Origin of the sequence: Chryseobacterium polytrichastri (genome assembly GCF_900142445.1) — a bacterium.
GTDB classification, from domain to species: Bacteria; Bacteroidota; Bacteroidia; order Flavobacteriales; family Weeksellaceae; genus Chryseobacterium; species Chryseobacterium polytrichastri.
Map to the genome: position 1 here is coordinate 44,724 of NZ_FRAV01000013.1, position 25,592 is coordinate 70,315.

The window sequence follows — 25,592 nt, forward strand, 5'->3', positions numbered from 1 at the left end:
TGTTAATTTGAATGATACCCTAATAAAGAGGGATTGCTTTTTAAAAATTCTTCGATATACAACTTTCCTTGTTTGCAGGCCTCTTCCAAATTGTTGCCTAAAGCTAAATAGCTTGCAATAGCCGAAGAAAGCACACAACCTGACCCGTGTTTTGAGTAGAAAACAGAAATTTTATCATTGGGTTCAATTATAATTTCTTTTCCATTCTCAATTAAAATATCTGTTCCCACTTTATCCTCTCTGTGACCGCCTTTAATAAGAACCGAACACGAACTTTGTGATTGTGAGAAAAGATGAGCTTCTTTTAAAACTTGATATTCATTGTAATTTGGGGTGATTAAATCAATTTGTTTTAAAACATTTTCCAATTCGGGAATTGTACTCAAATCAAAAAAAGAAAACTCAGACGTGCTTTTCAACACCGGATCCCAGACTATTTTTGCTTCAGGATTAATCAATTTAATTGTTGTTACTATTTCCCCAAGCATCCATGCATCCTTAACAACTCCAATTTTAACAACCTGAACATCATAGCTTTTCATTAAAATCTCAATTGATTGTATGATTTCAGATAATGGTTGCCAATTCAAGCTTAAACATCGAGATTCTGTCTGTAAAGTCATTGCCGTACAAACTCCCAACCCCTGAACTTTCAATTGTTCAAATGTTTTAATATCTGCCAACAAACCTGCTCCACCACTTGGATCATAGCCGGCAATACTCATTACAAAAGAACGTTCTTTCTGCATTTTTTGAAAACATTTAAAGGTTCATCACTCTCCCAAATTGCACCTAATAAAGCCACTCCATCTACTCCACTTTCAAAAGCTTTGTTGATATTATTTTCATTAATTCCTCCCAAAGCCATCAGTTTTACATTTGGATTGTCTTGCTTTTTAATATCATCCAAAATCGTTGAATTTTCTCCGTATCCTTTTTTAGAAATACTTGGAAAAATAGGACTGATAAAAGCGTAATCCCATTCTTCACCTAATTCATTAAATATTTCAATATCATGAACAGACGTTGAAATGATTTTATCTGTAAAAGATTCATGTACAATATTTTGCCTGTCAATTTCTCTGAAATGAAATCTTGAAATATTAAAATTCTCCACCAAATCATAATGACTCTGCAATACCAATTGATGATGAAATTCTGAATCTATCTTTTGAATAAAATTCTTAATTTCTTCTGAATTAATGAAAGGCTTTCTGATGTGAAGTACATCCAATCCTTCCTGAAATAATTCATTAATCAATTCTGCTTCATTCTTTATCATTTCTTCGGGAGTGATAACGATGATCATATATAAATTTCTTTCCCTTTTTCGATGAATTCCTGTGATTTGTCAAACATCCCTTTTTCTGCAGACTCACGAATTTCCTGTGTGATTTTCATAGAGCAGAATTTAGGCCCGCACATTGAACAGAAATGGGCAATTTTTGCTCCGTCTGCCGGCAATGTTTCATCATGATACGATCGCGCGGTTTCAGGATCTAATGAAAGATTAAATTGATCCTCCCATCTGAATTCAAACCTCGCTTTGCTTAAAGCATTGTCTCTGTATTGTGCTCCTGGATGACCTTTCGCTAAATCTGCAGCATGAGCAGCTAATTTATAGGTGATTACCCCAACTTTTACATCTTCTCTGTTCGGAAGTCCTAAATGTTCTTTCGGCGTTACATAACACAACATCGCACAACCAAACCAGCCAATCATTGCCGCTCCAATTCCTGAAGTTATATGGTCATAGCCCGGTGCAATATCTGTCGTTAAAGGACCTAACGTGTAAAATGGTGCTTCATCACATACTTCTAATTGCTTCTCCATATTTTCTTTGATCATGTGCATCGGAACGTGGCCAGGACCTTCAATCATCACCTGAACATTATGTTTCCAGGCGATTTTTGTAAGTTCACCTAACGTTTCTAATTCTGCAAACTGAGCTTCATCGTTTGCATCTGCAATTGAGCCCGGACGAAGACCGTCTCCCAAAGAAAATGCAACATCATATTTTTTCATGATCTCACAAATCTCTTCAAAATGAGTGTATAAAAAGCTTTCTTTGTGATGATACAGACACCATTTTGCCATGATGGAACCTCCTCTGGAAACAATTCCTGTTACTCGGTTGGCTGTTAAATGAATATATCTCAACAAAACTCCGGCATGAATCGTAAAGTAAGAAACCCCCTGCTCTGCCTGCTCGATTAAAGTATCTTTAAAAATTTCCCAAGTAAGATCTTCTGGAACTCCTTTTACTTTTTCCAACGCCTGATAAATCGGAACAGTACCAATCGGAACCGGACTATTTCTAATGATCCACTCTCTTGTTTCGTGAATATTTTTCCCTGTAGACAAATCCATGATCGTATCAGCGCCCCATCTACAAGCCCAAACCGCCTTTTCAACTTCTTCGTCAATACTCGATGAAACGGCACTGTTTCCTATGTTGGCATTAATTTTAACCAAGAAATTCCTTCCGATAATCATCGGTTCACTTTCCGGGTGATTGATGTTATTCGGAATGATGGCTCTTCCTCTCGCAATTTCTTCTCTTACAAACTCTGGAGTAATTTTGCTTTTCGGTGTTCTTGCTCCAAAGCTATTTCCCGGATGTTGAAAAGCCATATCTTTTGAAACAGTGTCCAATTGCTCAATGCGCTGGTTTTCTCTGATGGCGATATATTCCATTTCCGGAGTAATAATTCCCTGTCTTGCATAATACAACTGGGTAACTTCTTTTCCTTCTTTGGCAACTTTTGGTTTGTGATTGTACGAAAATCGTAAGTCAGCCAATTTTGGATCAGCCAAACGTTTTTTCCCGTACTCTGAAGTGATATTATCTAAAACATCTACATCTTCACGATCCAAAATCCATTGTTCTCTGATTCTTGGAAGACCTTTTTCAATATCAATCTCTGAATTTTCATCCGTATAAGGTCCAGAGGTATCGTAAATTGTAACCGGAGGATTTTCTTCTAAAGTTCCGTTGGTAAGTTTCGTCGGACTTAAGTGTATTTCTCGCATTGCTACATTAATCGGGTGAATTTTCCCTTCAACGTAAATTTTCTTTGAGTTCGGAAACGGCGAACGTGTGATTTTGTGAGCCATAAAATGATTGGGTATTTATGAGAATTAACCGCCTTGAGTAGCGGTAATGATTAAAATAGAATCGTTGTCTTTGAGAAATGTTTCCAGCCAGGCCGACTGTGGAATGATCCGATTGTTGAGCGCTACGGCAATACCTTTCTTTTTTCCGGGGATTTCCATAGCTAAAAGTACTTCCAGATTTTCGGGAAGTTCAGCAAAAGTTTTTCGAGTGTGGTTGATTGTGAGTTCCATTCCAAAGTTTTAATTAAACATTTCACTTTAGGAATGGCCATAATTGTGCATAGAAAGCACAACAAAAAGTCATCTCACTTTTCCCTACGCTGGTATGATCCAGATCAGGTTCAAAGGGTAAAGTCTCAGTCTGTTTGTTAACAGACACCCCTAAAGTATAGGACGAAGGTAGTTATTTTTTTGAAATGCACAAAATTGAATTTTATTTGAAATAAAAAAACCATCTTCAAATTGAGATGGTCCTGTAGTTTTTTAAGTACGCTTACTAATAAGGTTTCAAACTTTCATTTGAATGAAATGGATCCAGATAATTCTTGACTTTTATTATTTTCCAAAGCGGGCATTAAAGAAAATAACTTAAGCCTGCTTTATATCTGTTAAGCCTGTCTGGTAAACCATTATAGCCCCCATTGATTGTTTTTGTAATTTTTTTAAAGACAACCAGATTATTTCCAGTATCAATACTTTTATGGATATCTATCTGATCTGCCAGTTCATTTAAATGTCTCGTATTCCAGAACCATCCTGCACTTTGCGCTGCATTTTTTAATTGTACATTACTGCATTTGGTAACATTCTTTCCTCCTAAAAGTGTAGGATTTACAATAAAATCAGTTCCTAAAGCAGTTGATATTGCTTTATAATTTGCTCTGCCTGTAATTTGAATCAATCCTCTTCCTTTAAATTTTACGCCATCTCCTTTTTGAATATTTCCAAGATCTTTTCTCCCTTCATAAGCGCTTCCGCTTGCGAGTTCTTCTGTGTAAAATAATCCACCACTTTCATGCCCGAGTTGTGCCAAAAAGTTAAGAATTCTCGAAGGAGTATTAATAGAAAAATGCTCACAATTTTCTATAATATGGGGTAAAAACCCTGAAGCATACGATGATTTCGAACATGTAGCTTCTTTAAGCTGTCCAAGTGTAAGCATAATATTGTCCTTTAAAATTATAGGATAAAGCTATCCTAAAAAAACAAATATGGGTATAGTGGAAGTACTGCTTTGAATTTCGGTATTTCTACTGAATCTCATCTCTAAAGCTGTTTACATAAAACAAACCTAATAGGTTTTGAATTTTATTTGAAATGAAAAAGACCATCTCAATTTGAGACAGTCTTCGCATTTATTTTAAATATTTCTTTAGTAAAAAAGCTTCAAGCTTCCATCAGAATTATATTGATTAGTCCAATTTGATTGGTTCAGAAAAAATTCACTGCTATAAGGTTTAAATTCTTTCGAAATTTTTCTTCGAGGGTTATTTTTTGATAATGAAAAATAGAAATAATCTTCAAAAATACCCAAACTCTTGAACGGATTTTGGGTAGAATCAAAATTATCAAATATAATTTCATTCGTAACATAAGCATCAATATTATTATGCTTTTCAGTTTTAATTGCCTTTTCTAAATTTCCTGAGTTATTATAAGTAAACTTTTCTACATATGTCAAAATATAATCTGCAGGATCAGTTGGGTCGTAAGGGATATTAGGATATTGAGTCAAAATTTCGGTCAATTTCCCTGAAGTGTCATAAGTATACGTCAAATGCTTGTCCATATATACATTATTAACCTGAGGAATAATTAATTTAATAACTCTTCCTTGATTATCAAACTCAAACTTTCTTTCTTCCAACATAACACTAAAACTAGTATCGCCACTATAATTTTTCATAATCGCCATATTTCCTGTGTAAGATATTGTTGTATAAACTGATTTCGAGTAAAAATAAGAAAACCCCGTACTTCCGGAAAGTTCCAACTTTCCTCCTATCTTTTTAGTTACTCTTCCTTGAGCATCATAATCAAAAGTATAATTTAATTCATTTCCAGCAGAGGGTTGCGATAAATTTGGGAAATTCCAAGATACTTTACCTGTGTTTCCGTTAACTGGCTGAGTAATATCAGTTGTTACTTCATCATCATTATTTGAACAAGAGGTAAAAGCCAACAATGTGGCAAAGAATAATAATTTAAGTTTCATTTTATTTAGTTTTTACTATTCACAAGCTCTCCAAATTGCATCATTCTGCGGAACGGGAGCTATGATTTCAATATTTTCTTTGGTGACAGGGTGTATAAATTCTAGTTTTCTTGCGTGAAGATTAATTCCACCATCCGGATTGGATCGAGGTGCGCCATATTTTAAATCTCCTTTAATAGGAACTCCACTTTTAGATAGTTGAGCTCTAATCTGGTGATGTCTTCCGGTTTCAAGATCAATTTCCAGCAAAAGATAATTATCCAACTTTTTAATAACGTGGTAGGTAAGAATCGCTTCTTTTGCCCCTTCCGTTACTTTTGTGAAAACAATGGCTTTATTATTTTTTTCGTTCTTCTGTAAATAATGCACCAAACGCTGACTTTGCGGAATCATCTCTTTCGCCACAACTGCCCAATACGTTTTTTTCACCTCCCTGTTTTTAACCATTTGTGTTAAACGGGAAAGTGCTTTGGACGTTTTAGCATAAATGACTAACCCAGAAGTTGGGCGGTCTATACGATGAACCAAACCGAGAAAAACATTTCCCGGTTTAGCATCTCTTATTTTTATAAAATTTTTGATGGAATCTAATAACGATTCGTCACCCGTTTTATCACCTTGTACAAGCTGACCTACTTTTTTGTTTATCACCAAAAGATGGTTGTCTTCATAAACAATTTGCTCCTCCATTTTTTAAGCCTGTCTTTGTCTGTTTGAAAAAGAAAGAATAATCCCTCCCAGAAGTCCTAATGTTTTCATTCCTGCCAATCTTGAATCCAACGGTAAAAATGCACCGATAATACATAAACCCGCCGCCGCATACATTGGATAAATAAAATTTTTATTGGAAAGAAAAGGAGCCTGAAGAACAAAGCTTATTCCTATTATTATATAAAACACTCTTTTGGAAAGCAGATTACTTACGTCCGGAGAAAAAATATTAAACCATCCCGCTGCAAGGCAAATCACAGCAATTACGGAAATAATTCCTTGTATCGTTTGTTGGTTTCTCATTAAATAATATTAGTAGCTTTCAGTTTCGTTTGGAAATTCAACGTTTTTCACGTCTTTTACATATTGAGCCACAGCTCCTGTAATTTCTGTATAAAGATCCAGATATCTTCTTAAAAATTTTGGACTAAAACCTTGGTTCATCCCAACCATATCGTGATACACTAAAACTTGGCCGTCACAATCTGGTCCAGCTCCGATTCCGATTGTTGGAATAGAAATGCTTTCACTTACTTTCTTAGCCAAATCAGCTGGGATTTTCTCTAAAACAATAGCAAAACATCCTAATTCTTCTAAAATCTGAGCATCAGCAATTAGTTTTTCAGCTTCAGCTTCATCCTTTGCTCTTACTTTATACGTCCCAAATTTGTAAATTGACTGAGGTGTCAAACCTAAATGTCCCATCACAGGAATTCCGGCATTGATAATTTTTTTGATAGATTTTGAAATCTCTTTCCCTCCTTCAATCTTTACCGCATGTGCTCCTCCTTCTTTCATCATTCTCACCGCAGATTCCAATGCTTTCTCAGGATTACTCTGATAGGTTCCGAAAGGTAAGTCTGCCACCACCAATGCTCTGTTTGTTCCACGAACAACACTTTGGGCATGGTAAATCATCTGATCTAATGTAATGGGTAAGGTAGTTTCAAAACCCGCCATTACATTTGCTGCAGAATCTCCTATCAAAACAGCATCAATTCCACCTGCATCTACCATTTTAGCCGTGGTAAAATCATATGCAGTAAGCATAGTAATTTTCTCCTTGTCGAATTTCATTTTACGCAAGGTTTCAGTAGTAACTTTTTTAATTTCAGAGTGAACAGACATAATTTATCTATTTTTTAAAAGTTAAAAAGTCGGCTTTCGCCGACTTAAGTTTTTGGTATGATTTATAAAACTACGTGTCCTAGTTTCATTAGTTTGTCGTGATTCAGAATTTTGATATTTCTTCCGTCTACTTCTATCAAACTGTCCTGTTTGAATTCGGAAATCAAACGAATGGCACTTTCTGTTGCCGTTCCTATAATATTGGCAATCTCTTCTCTTGTTAAAGAGATTTTAATAAATCCTTCTGGGTCAACACCTAATTTCTGTTCCAATAAAATCAGAATTTCAGCTAACCTCTCTCTTACCGTTTTTTGAGCCAAGAAAGTAATCGTATTTGAAGACTCTCCTAATTCATAAGATATTTTTTGAAGCATTACGAAAGATAACTGAGGATCTACCTCCAGAAGATACATAAAAACCTCGGCAGGAAGAAAAATACACTCAATATCTGTCATTGCTTCTGCTTTGGCTTGAAAATTTTCTCCACAAAGCAAAGATCGGTAGCCGATGATATCACCTTCTTTAATAAATCTCAAAATCTGGTCTTTCCCGAAAGCTCCCGATTTGGAAAGCTTAGCAGCACCTTTATCTAAAAAGTAGACTCCTTTTGGAGTTTCCCCGTCTTCGAAAATGGTATCGTGCTTTTGAAAACTCAGCCTTTTCTTGGCGTTAATATACTTCTCAAAATCTGCACTAGTAAGTCTTTCCTTGAATGATTTATCATTAAAAACTCTGGCGAACCTCTCTTCAATTGCAATCTGTTGTTCCTGCGACATTTTATATGACATTTATCACAAAAATAGCACATTTTAAAACGATAAACAAAAAAAAATGTTATAATTTTGTAAGTCAATAATTTATGGAGGTGAGCGAGAACTGTTTTCATTGTGGACAAGGTATAGAAAAGGAAAGAATTCTTTTTGACGAAAGGATCTTCTGTTGCAACGGTTGCAAATCTGTTTATGAAATTCTAAATACCAATAATCTAAGTAATTTTTACGAATTAAATAAAACGGCAGGAATTCGTCCAAGTGATGAAAACGCTTCCCAATTTGATTATTTAGACACCCCGGAAATCTTTGATAAAGTAACAGATTTCTCGGAAGGGAACACAAGCTTAATCACATTTAAAGTCCCTGTAATCCATTGCTCTTCTTGCATTTGGCTATTGGAAAGCCTTCATACCTTAAATGAAAATATTAAATATTCACAGGTCAACTTCACAAGAAAGACCTTACAGGTTTCATTCAACCATAACGACCTGAAACTAAGCGAACTCGCTAAATTTTTAACCAATCTAGGATATAAACCGGTTATCAGCCTTGAAACTGCCGATAAAAACGAAGATCATCTCGACAAATCTTTATTGGTAAAATTTGCGATTGCAGCATTCGCTTTTGGTAACGGAATGTTCCTTGCCTTTCCTGAATATATTGGAGGCGAAGATTACTGGATGGAGCATTATAAAGGCTTATTCAGAACCTTAATATTTCTATTAGCTACCCCTGTTGTATTTTATTCTGCTTCAGACTATTACAAATCTGCTTGGTACGGATTAAAAAATAAGATCGTCAACATTGACGTCCCGATTGTTTTAGGAATCTTTGTTCTTTATGGAAGAAGTATTTATGAAGTCGTTACTGATTACGGACCAGGATACTTTGATACGCTTTGTGGACTTTTATTCTTTATGCTTTTGGGGAAAATATTCCAGAAAAGAACATACAGTGCCCTTTCATATGATCGAGATTACAAATCTTTTTATCCAATTGCCGTAACGAAAGTTGATTTTGAAGGAAAGCAGGATAATATTTTATTATCTGAAATAAAAGTTGGTGATAGAATTTTAGTTAGAAATCAGGAAATCATTCCTGTTGACGGAATTTTGATCAACGGAGAAGGAAATATTGACAACAGTTTCATTACCGGAGAAAGCGAAAGCATCAGCAAACAACCCGGAGATAAAATTTTCGCTGGAGGAAAACAAATTGGATCTTCTTTAGAATTGGAAGTGATCAAAAATGTGGATCAAAGTTATTTAACTCAACTTTGGAATAAAGAAGCATTTAAAAAACATGAAACAGGACTTGACAACCTTACAAATAATGTCAGCAAATATTTCACATTCATTATTTTAGGCATCGCTTTAGCTGCGGGAACCTACTGGTATTTTATTGATTTAGATAAAATGTTTCAGGTTATTTCTGCGATTCTAATTATTGCCTGCCCATGCGCCCTTGCATTGTCGGCACCATTTACTTTTGGTCACATCATGAGGATTTTAGGGAGAAATAAATTCTATGTGAAAGATACTTTAACTATCGAAAAAATTGCTAAAATCAATACGATTGTTTTTGATAAAACAGGAACAATTACGCATAGAAAAAAATCAAACATCAAATATGAAGGTCCTGAAATGCAGGAATTTGATGTATTGAATATCAAAACTTTATTAAAAAACTCCAATCATCCGCTTTCAAAATCGTTATATGAATTCATTGAATCTAAGGACGAATATTTCCCAGTGGACCGTTTTCAGGAAATATCAGGAAAAGGTTATGAAGCCAGCGTAAGAGGTAATATCTATAAGATTGGTTCTGCACGTTATAACAACCAAGAGTCAAAAAACCTTGAAACCGCTGTTTACATCAGCAAAAATGACGAGTTTTTAGGAAAATTCATCTTTAAAAATGAATACCGTGCCAAACTGAAAGACTTATTTAAAAAATTAACGAACTATAATATTTATATTCTGAGCGGAGATAACTCTTCAGAAGAAAATCAATTAAAGGAATTAATACCAAATTGTCAGGCAATGGCATTCAACCAAAGCCCGGAAGACAAATTAAATTATATCAAAAATCTTCAAGACAAAAACTTAAAAGTTGCCATGCTTGGAGATGGCTTAAATGACGCGGGAGCCCTTAAACAAAGTAATGTAGGAATCGCAATTGCCGATGATACCAATAGCTTCACTCCTTCATCTGACGTCATTATGAACGGAGATAAAGTGGTAACTCTTGACAACTATTTAAACGTTTGTAAAGGCTCGATTACTATTGTAAAAATGACATTCATAATTAGTTTTCTATACAATATTGTAGGATTAAGCTATGCCGTGACAGGCCACATGCATCCACTTTTCGCAGCATTAATAATGCCTGCAAGCTCAATCACCGTAGTTACATTTACCACCGTTTCCACATGGATATTGGGAAGAAAGTATTTCAAAAAACACGCTTAAAAGCCCTTATTTAGACTGATTTTAAATTAGCAAGTGCAGCTATTTCGTGATTAATATCATTATTTTTCACTAAATTTGAGCCCTGAAAATAGGTTAATTTTGTTGTCAAATGGATATTCTATATTTAATGATCCTCTGCAGTGTTTCTTTGGCTGCAATTTTCTTGGTCGTTTTTATAGTCAATGCAAGGAAAGGACAGTTTGAAGATGACGAATCTCCGGCTGTACGAATCCTCTTTGACTCTGGCGAAATCAAGGAAAAAGAAGATGATGGCAATAAACCCAACAAGAAAGAAATAGGAGAAAATAATAAAATTGAAGAAAAAAGTGAATAGTTGATATGGAGACACAAAAGTTTAGTTATGACAACAGTATTGTTCGGGCATTCCTTTACGCGACCATAGTTTTTGGGCTTATTGGGTTCTTGTTTGGGCTTACGGCAGCGTTAATGCTCTTCTACCCGGAACTTCCTGAATTTTTATTCGGAACAGATGATACTACAATTCAGAGTTTGAAGAGTGGTAACATCCAAGGCTTAATAAACACACATGGGGCGTTTGGTTTTGGTAGAATCAGAATGTTGCACACCAACACCGTAATCTTTGCATTCGTATGTAATATCGTTTATACCGGTATTTATTACTCATTACAAAGACTATTAAAAACAAGAATGTACAGCGATACATTGTCTTGGTTACATTTCTGGACTTGGCAATTTATGATTGTTGCTACGTTCATTACTTTCTTTATGGGGATTAATACCTCTAAAGAGTATGCAGAACATGAATGGCCAATTGACATATTAATTGCATTCTCATGGATCATTTTCGGAGCAAACATGTTCTTAACAATTGCAAAGAGAAGAGTAAGACACCTTTATGTAGCCATCTGGTTCTATATCGGTACTTGGATCGCAGTGGCAATGCTTCACATTTTTAACAACTTAGAAGTTCCATTATCTTTCACAGGTTGGAAATCTTATTCAGCATATGCTGGGGTAAAAGATGCTATCGTACAATGGTGGTATGGTCACAATGCAGTAGCATTCGTATTGACAACTCCTGTTTTAGGTTTGATGTATTACTTCTTACCAAAAGCTGCTGACAGACCGGTTTTCTCATATAAACTGTCTATTATTCACTTCTGGTCATTAATTTTCGTATATATCTGGGCTGGTCCTCACCACCTTCAGTATACAGCACTTCCAGCTTGGGCTCAGGCAGTGGGAACAGGTTTCTCTATTATGCTTATTGCACCATCTTGGGGAGGAATGCTGAACGGACTTCTTACATTAAGAGGAGCTTGGGATAAGGTAAGAGAAAATCCTATCTTGAAGTTCTTCGTAGTTGCAGTTACTTGTTATGGTATGGCAACGTTTGAAGGACCGCTTTTAGCAACAAAAAACATCAACAAAATTGGTCACTTTACGGACTGGGTTATTGGTCACGTACATTTAGGAGCTCTTGGATGGAATGGTTTCATGGCATTCGGGGTTATTTATTACCTAATTCCAATTATGTGGAGAACAAAAATTTGGTCTGTAAAATTAGCTAACTGGCATTTCTGGTTAGGTACATTAGGAATTATTTTCTATGCAGTACCAATGTATATCGCAGGATTTACACAAGGATTAATGTGGAAACAATTTAATCCGGACGGAACTTTGATGTATAAAAACTGGTTAGACACAGTTACTGCCATCATTCCATATTACAAAATGAGATTCGTAGGAGGTTTATTCTATATCTCTGGAGCTATTTTAATGGTAGTTAACGTTATTGCTACAGTAAGAAAAGGATCATTCCAAAAAGAAGTTCCTGCAGAAGCTCCTGCTTTAGCAAACATCGGTAAAAACAGAAAAGAAGGAGAAGGTACTCACCTTTGGTTAGAAAGAACACCAGTATTATTAGGTATCTTATCTTTCTTAACAATATCTATTGGTAGTTCTGTGGAAATCATCCCTACACTATCTCTTAAGAAAAGTGTACCAACGATTTCAGCAGTAAAACCATATTCACCACTTGAATTAGAGGGTAGAGATCTTTATATCCGTGAAGGATGTAACGCTTGCCACTCTCAGATGATCAGACCTTTCAGGGATGAGATTACTAGATTCAACGGTAAAAACGGACAGTATTCAAAAGCTGGAGAATTCGTATATGACAGACCATTCTTATGGGGTTCAAAAAGAACAGGACCAGATTTACATAGAGAAGGAGGTAAAAACCCAAGTGCTTGGCACTACAAACACATGTATAACCCAAGATCTACATCTGCAGGTTCTATCATGCCTCGTTATCCTTGGTTAATTGCTACTAACTTAGACAGATCTAAAATGGTTGATAAAATGTTACTAATGAAAAATACTTTCGATGTACCATATACAAAACCTCAGATAGATTCTGCTAACGCATGGGCAGACAACCAAGCTTCTAAAATTGTAAAAGAAATCTTCTCTGAAGCAAATGACTTGAAAGATGCTTATGCTAAGAGACCTAAAGGAGAGTTAGAGAAGAAAGAGATTGTAGCTCTTATCTCTTACCTACAAAGATTAGGAACAGATATCAAAACAACGGAAATAAAAACAGCAAGTAATAACTAAACATTAAAAGCTTCAAAAATGATTCCTCAGAACTTTAAAGATATATTATCCAATACAGAAAATGCAGGCTTGTATCAAACATTGGCACTGATATTCTTTATGATGTTCTTCGTAGCCTTAATAATATATGTTTTTAGCAGGCCTAAAAAATATTATAAGGAAGAAGAAGAAGCTCCTCTGGGGGATGATGAAGATGATTTTAATTTAAAAAATTAAACTATTTATTATGAAACAAAGGACACCGGTTGTTGTAAACATTTTAATAATAATTGGACTTCTAATAGTTTTTTATTATTTGTTTGTACAGAGCTACGCGTTTTTAGCCTCACCATATTTTTGGGGTACTGTTGTAATAGGTGCTATTTTGGCTTATATCCACAGTTCAATTGGAGATTTAATTGAAAATAATAAATTCAAGAAATTATCTGCAGAAGAAAAAGCAGCTTATTTAGCAGAAAAAAAAGTACCATTCCTAAGAAGAATGTACGATGCTGCATTTAAGAAGCAATCTGAAACAGAAGAAAAAGATATCCTTATTGACCACGGTTTCGACGGAATCATGGAGTTGGATAACCAATTACCAAAATGGTGGGTAGGTTTATTCTATTTTGGGACCGCTTTTTGTATCGTTTATATATGTGCATACTCTTTCACAGATTTTGCTCACCCATTAAGCGAATACGAACAAGAATACAAAGAGCAGATTGCTAGTATTGCTGAATACGAAAAAAATCAGCCTCCTGTAACAATTGAGTCAGCAAAATACTCTGCTGATAATATTGCTGAAGGTAAAGAACTTTTCAAAACCAACTGTGCTTCATGTCACAAAGAAGACGGTAGTGGTGGTATCGGTCCAAACTTGACAGATAACTACTGGATCAACCAGCCAGAGAAAACTTTATTCAAAAACGTTTTCCACATGGACTGGAATGGTTCACCTACTAACCCTGCCATGAGAGCATTTGGTAAAAACGGTGAAGTTTCTGGTGCGGAGATTGAGAAGATTGCAGCCTATGTATATCACATCAATCAAGAGCAACCTCCAGTGACACCGGCTCAAGGTGGAGCTGCTCCTCAGGGAACAGAAGCTCATTGGGAAAAAGAATAATTTAAAAAGAAAATTAGAAAGTATATGAAAAGCATAATTTGTTATTAAATGAAAAAATAGTAACGAATTATGCTTTTCTTTTTTTATTAAACACATCACAAAATGTCAGACATAGAGGAAATAGAAGTAAAAGGAGGGCAAGGACAGGTTCTGGAGCCTGAAACTTACAGAGATTCTATAGGGACAATGGAGCGATCCGGAAAAAGAAAATGGGTATTTCCTAGAAAACCAAAAGGGAAATTTACCAACTATAGAGATATTGTAAGTTATAGTTTATTAGTTATTTATTTTACAGTGCCATTTCTTAAGATTAATGGCAACCCATTCTTTTTGTTCAATGTTATTGATAGAGAGTTCTTCATCATTGGACAACCCTTCTATCCACAAGATTTTTTCATTCTTACACTAGGTGCCATCGCATCTTTAATATTTATTATCATTTTTACGATTGCGTTCGGAAGAATTTTCTGCGGGTGGATTTGTCCTCAGACAATTTTTATGGAATCGATTTTCCGTAAGATTGAATATCTTATTGAAGGTGACAGAAACAGACAGATGAAGCTTGACAGACAAGAGTGGAACACAGAAAAGATCTGGAAAAGAAGTTTAAAATGGACTGTTTACATCATTATTTCATTGATTATCACCCACTTTATGCTCATGTATATTGTTGGATATCAGGAAATACTTAAAATAATATCTGAAGGACCATTTGCACACCCTACCAATTTCATTGTAATGGTTCTTTTTACCGGAGCATTCTACTTTGTATTTGCATGGTTCAGAGAACAGGTTTGTACATTAGTTTGTCCATACGGAAGATTACAGGGGGTTTTAATTGACAAAGATACCATCAATGTTTTCTATGATTTCAAAAGAGGAGAAAACAGATCTTCATGGAGAAAAGGAGAAGACAGACAAGCTGCCGGAAAAGGAGATTGTATAGATTGTCATCAATGTGTGGTAGTTTGCCCTACAGGAATTGATATCAGAGATGGTCAACAGCTGGAATGCGTTAACTGTACAGCTTGTATTGATGCGTGTGATGAAGTGATGGAAAAAGTAGGTCTTCCGAAAGGATTGATCAGATATGCTTCTGAAAATGAAATTGAACAAGGAACTGAATTCAAATTCACCGGAAGAATGAAAGGCTTTGCTGTTGTTCTTGCTTTACTGGTTGGATTCTTAGGGTTTTTACTTTATAATCGTGGAGAGATGGAAGCTAAATTCATCAAACCTGCAGGAAGTACATTCTTTGTAAGAGACGGAAAAATTACCAATACCTATAATTATACCTTCTTAAACAAGACGAACGACAAGAAAATTGTAACAATTAAAGTAATTGAGCCTAAACATGGTGAAATCATCTATAGTGCATCAAGTAAAATTACTGTAGAAAGAGATAAGATGTCAAAAGGAACCATTAATATCAGTTTCCCTGAAGACGAAATGAAGCTTTCAAAACAAAACATCACGATTGGTGTTTATGATATGAAAGGTAAATTGGTAGATTCTTACAAAACCTATTTTGAAGGACCATTTAAATTACAATTTTAATTTTCAGCAATATAATTTCCATGATTTGGAAATATAAACACCAATGATGAACATATTCCCTATAACCTTTAAAAAATAATAAAATTTACATATGAAAAACTTTAGTTGGGGACACGGTGTTGTAATTGCATTATTTGCATTCATAGTTTTTATTTTATCAATGTTATTTCTTTTCCCGAACGGGCAGAAGAATTCTGAAATGGTAACCGATAATTATTATGAAGAAGAATTAAAATACCAAGATGTAATTGATGCTAAGAAAAAAGCAGATGACCTACAGGAAAAACCTACTTACAGCCAAGATACAAACGGGATTAAAGTACTTTTCCCAAAAGGATATGACAATTCTAATACGACAGTAAAATTTGTTTTAAATAGAACTGATGACCAGAATTTAGATATTAAAAAATCTGAACAGCTGGATGCAAATCAATCTATCTCAATACCAGGAAAAGTATTGAAACCAGGAAATTATACCTTAAGATTGATGTGGACGAAAGACAAAACAGACTACAGAATGGATTATGATGTGATATGGAAATAGCACTTATTTTATCGGCCATAGGCTTGGGGTTTGCCTCCGGTTTTCATTGTATCGGAATGTGCGGACCTATTGCCTTATCGATGGGATTAACAAAAAAACAGGCTACTAATTTTTATCTTCAAAATCTGACGTATCAATTCGGTAGAATTTTCACTTATGCTCTTTTGGGAGCTATCTTAGGAATCATTGGTCAAGGATTTGAGATGGCAGGCTTTCAGCGATACTTAACCATAGCCGTAGGAATTTTACTTATCATAATGGCCGTATTTTCTTTTGGAGGAAAAGATTTTGCTTCGAAAATCCCTTTTTTTTCTAAGTTTTTATTTAAAGTTAAATCAAATTTAGGAAGACTTCTTCAAAAAGCAGACTACCGTTCTAGATTTACAACAGGTATTCTTAATGGCTTTTTACCTTGCGGAATGGTTTACATGGCATTAACGGCAAGTTTAGCAAGCGGAGGAATATGGCAGGGAGCTTCATATATGGCTCTATTTGGATTGGGAACACTTCCATTTATGTTTGCCGTAGTTCTGGTCGGAAACTTGATGAATCAAGCTTTTAGAGTAAAGGTATTAAAAGTAATTCCGATCGTTATGATCATTTTAGGAGGATTATTCATCGTAAGAGGTTTGGAACTCGGAATCCCTTACATTTCTCCAAGAGCTGAAGCGATGACCATTTCTAAAGATAATCAAGGAGATTGCCATTTACCCGGAGATCACAGCACGCATCAACACGACGCAACAAATTGTCATTAAGACCATTTAAATGCGGATAAGAAAATAATCTTAGCTACTGAATAAAATATTATTCTGAACAGAAACAGAAATTATAATATGAAAAAGGCCACTTCACAAATTATGAAGTGGCCTTTATTATTATCTAAGGATTAAGCTTACATCCTTCAGGATCAGTTCCTAGTTTAATACAACACTGGTATTGAAACATACAAACCCCGTTTGGGAAGCCGGGAAGATAACATTTTATAACCGCTGGATCATCCAAACATGGAACGCTTCCACTTCCGTTAATTGATTTTAAATTTTCTCTAGAAATTTTTTCTAACTTTCTCATAAAAAATGATTTTGTATTTGGTATTTCCTACTCTATTTTAAGCTTTTCGGATCCCGCTTTAAAAAAAATAATTACAGATTGAAAATTTTCAATTCATATAAATCACTTAAATCTACCTTTATATTAATAAGGATAGTCGTGAAATATTTGGATAAGATTGAATTGAGTAAATAGAATTTATGATTGAGCTTTGACGCAATCAGTTATGTGATAAAATTAATATTTTACGCTGGTACAATTAACACTGATGAAGATAATCATTTTTTGATAAATTAGAGAATAAAATATATTCAATTTCAAAAAGTACAATATAAAAACTATACTTAACAAAGAGACCAAATCTAAAATGCAGGCAAATATCATAGTTACTGAATAAAACAAAACCACCGATATTCTCGGTGGTTTTTATATTAGTCTAAACTTTTAGTTTAATTAATAACATCAAATCTTGCATATTCAGCAACCTTCTTAGGAAGCTTAATACCTTCTTCTGTTTGATTATTCTCAAGCAAAGCAGCCATAATTCTTGGTAAAGCCATTGCTGAACCATTTAAAGTATGAACTAATTGAGATTTACCATCAGTCTTATATCTACATTTCAAACGATTCGCCTGGAAAGTCTCGAAATTTGAAACTGAACTTACTTCTAACCACATTTCCTGAGCAGCACTCCAAACTTCAAAATCATAGGTCATTGCAGCAGCAAAACCAGTATCTCCACCACAAAGTCTCAAGACTCTGTAAGGAAGTTCAAGATCTGTTAAAATCTCTTTGATATGCTCTACCATTTCTTCTAACACAGCGTAAGAATTTTCAGGCTTTTCAAGTCTTACAATTTCCACCTTTTCAAATTGGTGAAGACGGTTCAGTCCTCTAACATGAGCTCCATAACTTCCCGCTTCTCTTCTGTAGCACTGAGAAAATGCAGTATTTTTAATCGGAAGATCTTTTTCCTCCAACAAAACATCACGGTATAAATTCGTCACCGGAACTTCCGCCGTTGGAATTAAATATAAATCATCTTCTTTAATATAATACATTTGCCCTTCCTTATCAGGTAACTGACCCGTTCCATATCCTGAAGCTTCATTAATAACGTGAGGAGGATTTACTTCCATATACCCTTTCTCAACGTTCTTATCTAAGAAATATTGAACTAAAGCTCTTTGCAATCTTGCTCCTTTATTTAAATAAACAGGGAAACCGGCACCGGCAATTTTAACGCCCAATTCAAAATCAATCAAATTATATTTCTTAGCAAGCTCCCAGTGAGGAATTGCTCCTTCACCAAGACCTTCTACATCATGAGATTGATAAATAATTTCGTTATCCTCCGCAGATACTCCGCCTTTTACCAAATCATTTGGGATGTTTGGAAGTTGGTATAAAATATCTAATAAAGCCTTTTCTTTAATTTCTAACTGAGATTTCAATTCTGAGCTCGACTCTTTATACTGTACTGTTTTAGATTTTGATGATTCCGCTTCTTCTTTTTTTCCTTCCTTCATTAAAATTCCAATTTCTTTGGAGATTTTATTGATTTCTGAAAGTTGAGAATCTAATTCAAATTGGATTTTTTTTCTTTCGTCGTCAGTAGCAATAGCATCATCTACCAACTCAAGATTTTTGAATTGTCTTTTTTTCAGACCTTCTAAAACGCGTTCTTTATTGTCGCGCAAAAAATTGACTTGTAACATTTTATTTAGATGTTAGTTATTAGAATGTTAGATGTAATTATCTAACAGTTGTGCAAATTTAAAAATTATTTTACGATTGTAACTACATTTGGCATACCAGGTTGCTTTGTAAACCTTAAGGTACCATTATAATATACTTTGGAGACTTCAAAAACAGTAGGAGTCCAGTGATATTGTATCTCTACAACATCATTAACTGTGTCTGCAACATTGTTGACCGTTCTTCTTAACGAAAGAGCAAGCCTTGAACGGTATGTTCTGTCACTAGGACTAATTGAATCTAAAATTACTCTTTTAGCTCCTGCAATGTACTCCATGTAAAATACAGAATCGGATGTCATTTTAAGAGGAATACTTACAGGGGAATTATCTGTATCTCCAAAAATGTCATTTACAGCATACGAGGAAAAGGAACCTGCTTTTTTTCCATTAAGCAAATCCTGTCCTGCACTATTTTTCATGTAAAGATCAAATATCTGATCTATTTTTTGCAGAGAATCTTCATCATCCCTTTTACAGCTTATAAGTGCAAATAATACGACCAATATTCCGAAAACAATATTTTTCATTTCAACAAAGATAAAAACTTATTTTAATTCTTTAAGATATTTATAAAAGAAGAACGCTAAAAAGAAACCTGAAAATACCAATGTAACAGAAACGCTTATCGTCATTCCCATCAGGTGATATTTAGGAACTAGAATAAAAGACAGCATTATTAAAAGTGGCAAAGATAGTAAGGAAACATTTGTATTAATAACCATTTTTCCAACAGCAGACATTAAATTTCCATATAAGTTTCTAAAGAGAATATTCATCAAAAAAGTAAATGTAAAAATCACAAATAGCAATGAATTTTCAGCATATTTTTCATTAAAAAATATTTTCAAAATATCTTTACTATAAAATGTACAAACAAAAAAAATCACTAAACAAACAGGAATAAAAAACCTATAGTAGCCAGATATATACCCTTTCAAAAAAGTTTTATTATTATAGTTTTTAGCCAAAACAGGAAAATCACTTTGCATAAAAGCTAGAGCAAGAAAAGTTACATTAGATGGAATAAGAATAGCAACACGATAATCTGCCACATAGCTCTCATTTAATAAGAACCCCAGAAGAAGAATATCTAAAGAAAAAAGAGCGTCAGACAGAACTGTTGTTCCTGAGGTATGAAATGCATATTTCCAAATTTCTTTTGAATTAAAAATATTTGGAACTTTTTTTACAGATAAATCAGTTCTTTCATACCAAAAAAAACATAAGAATGGAATCAAAGCGATTGCAATAAGATATCCTTTTAATTCAAAAAAATAAGTCAGTACAAGTGTTACAAATAATCCAGCAATGTTTATGACATTATTTAACTTAGCAAATTCACGATTTTTATTGTTAATTCTCAATTCTGTCTGAACATAATTGAAAAAATAAAATCCTAAAAAGCGTACAGCAAAAAATATAAAGATCCAGATGATATCTTCATATTTATTCAGATAAAATAAACTGCAGACTAAAAAAATTACCGTAAGAACAAGTTGATAAATAAAACCTTGTCTCAAAAGATAAGCCGAAAGCTTTTCTTTATCAATCTGACTTTCAGAAATAGATCCATAACGCAATAAACTTTGATTACTTCCAAAGCCTGCACATGATGAAAAAATAGCAAAAACAGCAGCTACAATACTCATTTTACCAAAGTCTTCTATGGGTAACAGCTTAATGATAAATAACGAAGAAAGAAAAGCACAAATTTTCCCAATTAAAAGAGAGGCAAGAATATACTGTCCTTGATTTTTAAGAAAATTTCGTAAAAAACTTGGGAGACTTTTCATTCACTAAAAGTAAAGTTTAAAAATTGATAAAATATTAATTGCCTGACATTTATAATAAAAAGTATTTTGAAAAAATAAACTTGTCACCTCTTCTCTCAGCTCAGGATAGGACTCTAATCTTCCTATATTTTCATTAAAATAATTCTGGTAATATCGTTGAATATCCGGTGTAGAATCAAAGTAGTATTGATAAGGATACATACTGGCTTTTTCAGGCGATTTTAAAATCTTATTATATAAAAGCAAATATCCTCTTCTCAAAAATGTATCTCCAAACTTCACTTTCCAATGGGCATTAGGCTTCATTAGAGTTCTTTCCCAAGTATATTTTGTAGCTTCTTTACAATGTTTTGACATCCATTCAAAATAAAACTTATGTTTATATTTCCATTCTTCTGGAAGACTTAAAGATAATTTAATAAAATCCTTTGTCATAAAAGGAGAAAGATGATAAGATTTTTGCTGTAATACCTGAGTTCCCAGAACAGTTCTATTGTATGCCAGATTTTTCAATAAAAATATTTCTTCTCTTTCATAGTTTTTCATCACTTTTTTAAGATCAGATTGAATCTTTGGAAGGAAATTTTGATTAACTATAATTTTATATTCTGTGGGAGATTTTGCTCTAGGTTCAGAATTAAACCCTCCTAAAATCCCATCACCTATTTGTCCGCCATGAAAAATTGCAAAGTCCTGAAAAGAAAGATTATCCAAAGCATATTGCACATGAATTCCTCCAGAAAAAACACTCGTTCCCTCTGAAATTCTCGTCAGTTCATCTATTTTTTTAAGGAAGCTTCCATTATCTAAAGAAACAAATTCGTAGGGTAATTTATAATCAGAAGCAATTTCTCTAGAAATTTTTTCATCAAGATATCCTGAATGAGAGAAACAAAGCGCGCATCCGATGTCAAATTTATTTTGAATAGCATAAAACATTGCCATTCTACTATCTAATCCTCCGCTTAAAAATGCTAAATGAGAAGTATTTAGCTCTATATCTTTTTCGTATTCCCATTTTATAGCTTCTGTGAAAATTTCGTGAATATCATCAACTGCATTTTGTTTAGTTTTAGAATAATACTCAATTTCAGAAACATTAAAATATTCTTTCTCACTAGCTATGTTGTGTTCACAATCAATTTCTAGAAAGTGAGAATCTGAAATTTTATAAACGTTTTCAATAGGAGTTCTATTTTCTAAAAGATTACCTATGGCAAGCAACTGATACAACGAAATCATGTCCGGAGCCAAAGAAATACTATGTTCTTTGAGAGTCTTACTTAATCTGACTAAATCTGAATCTGCAAAAAATTTGTTATTTATTTTTGCATAGAAAACTCTTTGTGTAGAAGTAGGGTTAGTAAAAATTAATATTTTTTTCTTTTGCTTATCCCAAATACAACCTCTGAATTCACCTTCTAATTGTTGAATAACCCTCCAGTTCTTTTCCAAATAACTCTGAACTAAATAGTTCTGAAAAGTATCAGATGAATTTTTAAGTAAATCTTTTTTATTGAGAACAACTCCTTCAAGCAAAATGATAACTTCAGATGTTTCTATGAAAACTGAGTCATAAGTTCTATGTTCAAAATAGTGCTTAATTTGAACCTGATTATTATGAATAAATACAGAAAACCCTTTTGTCATTATATTACTTTATGATAAATTTCAGAAAATTGCTTACCAATAGTTTCTTGGGAAAAAGTCTTCTGAGCATACTGCACCAATGTATCTTTGTTGCAAAAGGAATGATGATCTGACAGTATCTTTATCATCGCGTTTTCCAGTAGATTTTCATCTGCATTATCCAGAAGTATTCCGCTATTTTCAGGAAAAAACTCTGAAATACCACCCACATTTGTTGAAATTACGTGTATACCACTAGCAAATGATTCTGCAATTACACATGGTTGGTTTTCATCATCACTAAAAAGTATAAAACAGTCTGCATCATGCATTCTTTGAGATACTTGCTTCAAAGTTTGCATCCCAAACACATCAATATTATTTTGTAAATCTTCTTTCTTTACAATATTTTTTATTTCTGAAAAATCACCATCCCCTCCTATTTGTAAGGTAAAATTATAACCCTTTTTCAAAAGTTTAATCGCGACTTTTAATATTTTTCCAACATTTTTTCTAGGAATCAAGCTTGAAATATGAATAAAATTAAAAACACTATTCTCAGTAAATCGGGGTGAAAAAAGATGTGTATCTACTACATTTGGTATTACAACCATCGGTTTTTTAACACCTATATTTTCTATCCCTTTTTTTAAATCTTCACTTACAGGACAGATTACTGATGCTTGATTTCCAATATATTTTGCTATCCTTTTAATTTTCGAGGATGTAATATTATAGTTGTTTCTTCTTAGGGCTGTCCAATGTTCTGTAACAATAAAAGGAATTTTATATTTCTTTTTAAGATACACCGCGAAAAGCATATTATTATGAAGAACATTTGCATGAACCAACTCCGGTTTTTGCATTCTCTGAAAACCTTTTTTATAAGCTTTTATTCTTTTTATAAAATTGAGGATAGGATTATGTGTATTTTTATAATAAACAACAAGAGTTCTAATCCCATTTATTATATTGTCATCAAAAATAAATTCTTCTTTTTGATTGATATCTCCAATTGCATGCAATATTTCAACATCATGAAATAATGCCGCTGCTTCCGCATGACGCTGCACAAAATTGCCGTTAGTAGGCTCCAGCTTGTTCGGGAACCATGAGGAAATAAAGAGTATTTTCAAGAGAAATTATTTTATAGAAGCAGCCCAGCTTTTATCGATTGGTAAAAGAAAATGACCTAAGAAATCAAGATATGTATTTTTTGAAAAATCAAAAACTTCGATATCTCTTGATAACTCTCCGTTTCTCAATTTTGTTTTAAAATCAATAAGTTTCAACGTTTTAATCTCACCATTTTCTACAAAACTGGCTTTCATTCTGTCGAATAAACCTAATTGGTACTCTTCATCAATCTCTCTCATGATCTTACCTAATGCATCAATACTACATCCAGAAGCCATCTCTTTCTCTTCATCAACACAAACTACAATAAACTGATTTTTCTCAATCTTAAAAGAAGAGGAAAGTGGTTTTCCGTGCGCAGCCCAATTAGACAAAAAATCATATAACTTTTCAGTGATAGTTTTTGCTTCCTTTGTTGTGAAAGGTCTTGATGCCGGATATATAATAACTCTATAGTCGTTAGCTTCTACGATACTTGATTCTTCAATCTTCATTTCTGGTAATTTTAAAGTATAAAATTAAGAATTATAATTAACATATTTTTTAAATAACAAAACTCAAGAATATCTTGAGTCTTATTATTATATTTTAAAGTTGTAATATCCTACAAATCTTCAGCTTCAGCCAAAAGCTCTACAATATCTTTAACAACAACTTCTTCATTTTTATTAAAATGTTTCACCCCATCTGTCATCATTGTATTACAGAATGGGCAACCCGTAGCAATTACTTTAGGTTCGAAAGATAAAGCTTCTTCTGTTCTTTCGATATTGATGTCTTTATTACCCTTTTCAGGCTCTTTAAACATCTGTGCTCCTCCAGCTCCACAACAAAGACCATTGGTCTTACAACGCTTCATTTCTACAAGCTCAGCATCTAATTTTTCAAGCAACATTCTTGGTGCTTCATATTCATCATTTGCTCTTCCTAAATAACACGGATCATGGAAAGTAATTTTTTTACCTTTGAAAGCACCGCCTTCAATTTTCAGTCTACCTTCTTCCATTAACTTTCTAAGGAATTGGGTATGATGTATTACTTCAAAATTACCTCCTAAGCTCGGATATTCATTTTTAAGTGTATTGAAACAGTGTGGGCAAGCCGTAACTATTTTTTTTACATCGTAAGCATTCAGAACTTCAATATTCGTTAAGGCCATCATCTGGAAAACAAATTCGTTTCCTGCTCTTTTTGCAGGATCTCCAGTGCAGCTTTCTTCCTGTCCTAGAACAGCAAATTCAACGCCTATTTTATTTAGTATTTTGCAAAATGCTTTTGTTATTTTTTTTGCACGATCATCAAAACTTCCCGCACAGCCAACCCAAAACAAAACTTCCGGTGATTTTCCTTCGGCAGCATATTCTGCCATTGTTTTAATTTGCATTTTCTTTTTGTTTATTTAAAAAATTGGCATAGTATTCTTTTGCTTTTGCCATTGCATCTACAGGAACTACGAAAAGAAGCATCATATTCGACTCATCATAGTTTAGGTATTTCCACTCATTCCCGGTAGACTTATCTTTCAAGGCAATTACCATACTTTGCTTTGCCATTTCCAAAGTATTATCATTTACAAATTTAGGATTCATACCTTTTGATTGCATAACAGACTTCACCGCTTCTTGCTTAGATTCATCTAGTTTTTCATTCATAAAAGTTACAATCATTGTAATAGGATAAGTGGCAAATGCATATTCTGTTTCTTTAGTTTTAAAAACATCAGAAACATTGATTGCACTCTTATCCGCATTTTTAAGTTGTATTTTATAAGCTTCATTCCCCTCAAGTAGATTCTTGAATCCAGCAATCATCGTTTGCTTATCAAACTTTTCTACCACTGCAGGGTGAGTCATATTAATAATTCCTTCATAGTCCTTCTTTTGAAAAAGATCCAAAAAAGATTGAGTATCTGATAAAATTTTCTTTTGATCAGCGGATTGAGCTAACAAAAAACCAGATAACAATACTAAAAATGTAAGAAATAGTTTTTTCATT

The 25,592-nt window shown here is 33.7% G+C and carries 27 protein-coding genes and 1 riboswitch; of the genes, 8 read left to right on the plus strand and 19 right to left on the minus strand.

Annotated elements, in window-relative coordinates; translation table 11 throughout:
• Positions 1–2: 2 nt before the first annotated feature.
• The 10 genes from BUB80_RS09845 to BUB80_RS09890 form a co-directional block, all read right to left on the minus strand.
• Positions 3–749, minus strand: coding sequence for a hydroxymethylpyrimidine/phosphomethylpyrimidine kinase (locus BUB80_RS09845; protein WP_073292761.1), 747 nt, complete (start codon positions 747–749; stop codon positions 3–5).
• Positions 725–1,309, minus strand: coding sequence for a thiamine phosphate synthase (locus BUB80_RS09850; protein WP_073292762.1), 585 nt, complete (start codon positions 1,307–1,309; stop codon positions 725–727). Before BUB80_RS09850 ends, BUB80_RS09845 begins: the two co-directional genes overlap by 25 nt.
• Positions 1,306–3,117, minus strand: coding sequence for a phosphomethylpyrimidine synthase ThiC (thiC, locus tag BUB80_RS09855; RefSeq protein WP_073292763.1), 1,812 nt, complete (start codon positions 3,115–3,117; stop codon positions 1,306–1,308). Before thiC ends, BUB80_RS09850 begins: the two co-directional genes overlap by 4 nt.
• Before the next feature lie 24 nt (positions 3,118–3,141).
• Positions 3,142–3,348: a sulfur carrier protein ThiS gene (gene thiS / locus BUB80_RS09860; RefSeq protein ID WP_073292764.1), complete on the minus strand. Its 207-nt coding sequence runs from the start codon at positions 3,346–3,348 to the stop codon at positions 3,142–3,144.
• A 64-nt stretch (positions 3,349–3,412) separates the two neighbouring features.
• Positions 3,413–3,510, minus strand: a riboswitch (TPP riboswitch).
• Positions 3,511–3,691: 181 nt separating this feature from the next.
• On the minus strand, positions 3,692–4,279 hold the full coding sequence (locus tag BUB80_RS09865; protein WP_073292765.1) for a glycoside hydrolase family 19 protein: 588 nt from the start codon (positions 4,277–4,279) through the stop codon (positions 3,692–3,694).
• A 210-nt stretch (positions 4,280–4,489) separates the two neighbouring features.
• Positions 4,490–5,332 (minus strand): hypothetical protein, encoded by an 843-nt coding sequence (locus BUB80_RS09870; RefSeq protein ID WP_073292766.1) that lies wholly within the window; start codon positions 5,330–5,332, stop codon positions 4,490–4,492.
• Between the two features lie 15 nt (positions 5,333–5,347).
• Complete coding sequence (locus BUB80_RS09875; RefSeq protein ID WP_073292767.1) at positions 5,348–6,022, minus strand: RluA family pseudouridine synthase; 675 nt, start codon at positions 6,020–6,022, stop codon at positions 5,348–5,350.
• 3 nt (positions 6,023–6,025) lie between these two features.
• Complete coding sequence (locus tag BUB80_RS09880; RefSeq protein WP_054512747.1) at positions 6,026–6,346, minus strand: hypothetical protein; 321 nt, start codon at positions 6,344–6,346, stop codon at positions 6,026–6,028.
• A gap of 9 nt (positions 6,347–6,355) precedes the next feature.
• A complete protein-coding gene (gene panB, locus BUB80_RS09885) occupies positions 6,356–7,171 on the minus strand; it encodes a 3-methyl-2-oxobutanoate hydroxymethyltransferase (RefSeq protein WP_073292768.1) in 816 nt (271 codons plus the stop codon).
• 62 nt (positions 7,172–7,233) lie between these two features.
• Entirely contained in the window at positions 7,234–7,947 is a 714-nt protein-coding gene (locus BUB80_RS09890; RefSeq protein ID WP_073292769.1) for a Crp/Fnr family transcriptional regulator, read from the minus strand.
• 89 nt (positions 7,948–8,036) lie between these two features.
• On the opposite strand from BUB80_RS09890, the gene BUB80_RS09895 reads away from it, so the two are divergent.
• The 8 genes from BUB80_RS09895 to BUB80_RS09930 all read left to right on the plus strand — a co-directional run bounded on the left by BUB80_RS09895 (position 8,037) and on the right by BUB80_RS09930 (position 16,983).
• Entirely contained in the window at positions 8,037–10,415 is a 2,379-nt protein-coding gene (locus BUB80_RS09895) for a heavy metal translocating P-type ATPase (RefSeq protein WP_073292825.1), read from the plus strand.
• Positions 10,416–10,524: 109 nt separating this feature from the next.
• Positions 10,525–10,749, plus strand: coding sequence for a cbb3-type cytochrome oxidase assembly protein CcoS (gene ccoS, locus BUB80_RS09900; RefSeq protein ID WP_066754428.1), 225 nt, complete (start codon positions 10,525–10,527; stop codon positions 10,747–10,749).
• A gap of 5 nt (positions 10,750–10,754) precedes the next feature.
• Positions 10,755–13,016 (plus strand): cytochrome-c oxidase, cbb3-type subunit I, encoded by a 2,262-nt coding sequence (ccoN, locus tag BUB80_RS09905; protein ID WP_073292770.1) that lies wholly within the window; start codon positions 10,755–10,757, stop codon positions 13,014–13,016.
• A gap of 18 nt (positions 13,017–13,034) precedes the next feature.
• The gene (locus BUB80_RS09910) at positions 13,035–13,232 is read left to right on the plus strand and encodes a cbb3-type cytochrome c oxidase subunit 3 (protein WP_034740204.1); all 198 of its coding nucleotides are present in this window, start codon (positions 13,035–13,037) and stop codon (positions 13,230–13,232) included.
• Positions 13,233–13,242: 10 nt separating this feature from the next.
• A complete protein-coding gene (locus tag BUB80_RS09915; RefSeq protein WP_073292771.1) occupies positions 13,243–14,124 on the plus strand; it encodes a cbb3-type cytochrome c oxidase N-terminal domain-containing protein in 882 nt (293 codons plus the stop codon).
• A gap of 102 nt (positions 14,125–14,226) precedes the next feature.
• A complete protein-coding gene (gene ccoG / locus BUB80_RS09920) occupies positions 14,227–15,681 on the plus strand; it encodes a cytochrome c oxidase accessory protein CcoG (RefSeq protein ID WP_073292772.1) in 1,455 nt (484 codons plus the stop codon).
• A gap of 91 nt (positions 15,682–15,772) precedes the next feature.
• A complete protein-coding gene (locus BUB80_RS09925) occupies positions 15,773–16,225 on the plus strand; it encodes a FixH family protein (protein ID WP_073292773.1) in 453 nt (150 codons plus the stop codon).
• A complete protein-coding gene (locus BUB80_RS09930) occupies positions 16,216–16,983 on the plus strand; it encodes a sulfite exporter TauE/SafE family protein (protein ID WP_073292774.1) in 768 nt (255 codons plus the stop codon). Before BUB80_RS09925 ends, BUB80_RS09930 begins: the two co-directional genes overlap by 10 nt.
• 124 nt (positions 16,984–17,107) lie before the next feature.
• On the opposite strand, the gene BUB80_RS09935 is transcribed toward BUB80_RS09930, so the two are convergent.
• From BUB80_RS09935 to BUB80_RS09975, 9 genes are all read right to left on the minus strand, one after another.
• Positions 17,108–17,299 (minus strand): bacteriocin-like protein, encoded by a 192-nt coding sequence (locus BUB80_RS09935; protein ID WP_073292775.1) that lies wholly within the window; start codon positions 17,297–17,299, stop codon positions 17,108–17,110.
• Between the two features lie 428 nt (positions 17,300–17,727).
• Positions 17,728–18,996, minus strand: a complete 1,269-nt coding sequence (gene serS, locus BUB80_RS09940; RefSeq protein ID WP_073292776.1) for a serine--tRNA ligase — start codon at positions 18,994–18,996, stop codon at positions 17,728–17,730.
• Positions 18,997–19,061: 65 nt separating this feature from the next.
• Positions 19,062–19,457 (minus strand): hypothetical protein, encoded by a 396-nt coding sequence (locus BUB80_RS09945; protein ID WP_228433758.1) that lies wholly within the window; start codon positions 19,455–19,457, stop codon positions 19,062–19,064.
• A gap of 126 nt (positions 19,458–19,583) precedes the next feature.
• Positions 19,584–20,831, minus strand: a complete 1,248-nt coding sequence (locus tag BUB80_RS09950) for an oligosaccharide flippase family protein (RefSeq protein ID WP_073292778.1) — start codon at positions 20,829–20,831, stop codon at positions 19,584–19,586.
• Between the two features lie 3 nt (positions 20,832–20,834).
• On the minus strand, positions 20,835–22,481 hold the full coding sequence (locus tag BUB80_RS09955; protein ID WP_073292779.1) for an asparagine synthetase B family protein: 1,647 nt from the start codon (positions 22,479–22,481) through the stop codon (positions 20,835–20,837).
• Positions 22,481–23,596 carry a glycosyltransferase gene (locus tag BUB80_RS09960; RefSeq protein WP_073292780.1) on the minus strand — a complete coding sequence of 372 codons (1,116 nt, stop codon included), beginning with the start codon at positions 23,594–23,596 and terminating at the stop codon, positions 22,481–22,483. Before BUB80_RS09960 ends, BUB80_RS09955 begins: the two co-directional genes overlap by 1 nt.
• 6 nt (positions 23,597–23,602) lie before the next feature.
• Complete coding sequence (locus tag BUB80_RS09965) at positions 23,603–24,091, minus strand: hypothetical protein (protein ID WP_073292781.1); 489 nt, start codon at positions 24,089–24,091, stop codon at positions 23,603–23,605.
• A gap of 110 nt (positions 24,092–24,201) precedes the next feature.
• Complete coding sequence (locus tag BUB80_RS09970) at positions 24,202–24,981, minus strand: (Fe-S)-binding protein (protein WP_054512731.1); 780 nt, start codon at positions 24,979–24,981, stop codon at positions 24,202–24,204.
• The gene (locus tag BUB80_RS09975) at positions 24,971–25,591 is read right to left on the minus strand and encodes a hypothetical protein (RefSeq protein WP_073292782.1); all 621 of its coding nucleotides are present in this window, start codon (positions 25,589–25,591) and stop codon (positions 24,971–24,973) included. The genes BUB80_RS09970 and BUB80_RS09975 overlap by 11 nt, the downstream gene beginning before the upstream one ends.
• Position 25,592: the final 1 nt, after the last annotated feature.

Coding starts and splice junctions, on each gene's coding strand:
- BUB80_RS09845 (WP_073292761.1), bottom strand. CDS start 749: ATGCAGAAAGAACGTTCTTTTGTAATGAGTATTGCCGGCTATGATCCA.
- BUB80_RS09850 (WP_073292762.1), bottom strand. CDS start 1,309: ATGATCATCGTTATCACTCCCGAAGAAATGATAAAGAATGAAGCAGAA.
- thiC (WP_073292763.1), bottom strand. CDS start 3,117: ATGGCTCACAAAATCACACGTTCGCCGTTTCCGAACTCAAAGAAAATT.
- thiS (WP_073292764.1), bottom strand. CDS start 3,348: ATGGAACTCACAATCAACCACACTCGAAAAACTTTTGCTGAACTTCCC.
- BUB80_RS09865 (WP_073292765.1), bottom strand. CDS start 4,279: ATGCTTACACTTGGACAGCTTAAAGAAGCTACATGTTCGAAATCATCG.
- BUB80_RS09870 (WP_073292766.1), bottom strand. CDS start 5,332: ATGAAACTTAAATTATTATTCTTTGCCACATTGTTGGCTTTTACCTCT.
- BUB80_RS09875 (WP_073292767.1), bottom strand. CDS start 6,022: ATGGAGGAGCAAATTGTTTATGAAGACAACCATCTTTTGGTGATAAAC.
- BUB80_RS09880 (WP_054512747.1), bottom strand. CDS start 6,346: ATGAGAAACCAACAAACGATACAAGGAATTATTTCCGTAATTGCTGTG.
- panB (WP_073292768.1), bottom strand. CDS start 7,171: ATGTCTGTTCACTCTGAAATTAAAAAAGTTACTACTGAAACCTTGCGT.
- BUB80_RS09890 (WP_073292769.1), bottom strand. CDS start 7,947: ATGTCGCAGGAACAACAGATTGCAATTGAAGAGAGGTTCGCCAGAGTT.
- ccoS (WP_066754428.1), top strand. CDS start 10,525: ATGGATATTCTATATTTAATGATCCTCTGCAGTGTTTCTTTGGCTGCA.
- ccoN (WP_073292770.1), top strand. CDS start 10,755: ATGGAGACACAAAAGTTTAGTTATGACAACAGTATTGTTCGGGCATTC.
- BUB80_RS09910 (WP_034740204.1), top strand. CDS start 13,035: ATGATTCCTCAGAACTTTAAAGATATATTATCCAATACAGAAAATGCA.
- BUB80_RS09915 (WP_073292771.1), top strand. CDS start 13,243: ATGAAACAAAGGACACCGGTTGTTGTAAACATTTTAATAATAATTGGA.
- ccoG (WP_073292772.1), top strand. CDS start 14,227: ATGTCAGACATAGAGGAAATAGAAGTAAAAGGAGGGCAAGGACAGGTT.
- BUB80_RS09925 (WP_073292773.1), top strand. CDS start 15,773: ATGAAAAACTTTAGTTGGGGACACGGTGTTGTAATTGCATTATTTGCA.
- BUB80_RS09930 (WP_073292774.1), top strand. CDS start 16,216: ATGGAAATAGCACTTATTTTATCGGCCATAGGCTTGGGGTTTGCCTCC.
- BUB80_RS09935 (WP_073292775.1), bottom strand. CDS start 17,299: ATGAGAAAGTTAGAAAAAATTTCTAGAGAAAATTTAAAATCAATTAAC.
- serS (WP_073292776.1), bottom strand. CDS start 18,996: ATGTTACAAGTCAATTTTTTGCGCGACAATAAAGAACGCGTTTTAGAA.
- BUB80_RS09945 (WP_228433758.1), bottom strand. CDS start 19,457: ATGAAAAATAGTGCAGGACAGGATTTGCTTAATGGAAAAAAAGCAGGT.
- BUB80_RS09950 (WP_073292778.1), bottom strand. CDS start 20,831: ATGAAAAGTCTCCCAAGTTTTTTACGAAATTTTCTTAAAAATCAAGGA.
- BUB80_RS09955 (WP_073292779.1), bottom strand. CDS start 22,481: ATGACAAAAGGGTTTTCTGTATTTATTCATAATAATCAGGTTCAAATT.
- BUB80_RS09965 (WP_073292781.1), bottom strand. CDS start 24,091: ATGAAGATTGAAGAATCAAGTATCGTAGAAGCTAACGACTATAGAGTT.
- BUB80_RS09970 (WP_054512731.1), bottom strand. CDS start 24,981: ATGCAAATTAAAACAATGGCAGAATATGCTGCCGAAGGAAAATCACCG.
- BUB80_RS09975 (WP_073292782.1), bottom strand. CDS start 25,591: ATGAAAAAACTATTTCTTACATTTTTAGTATTGTTATCTGGTTTTTTG.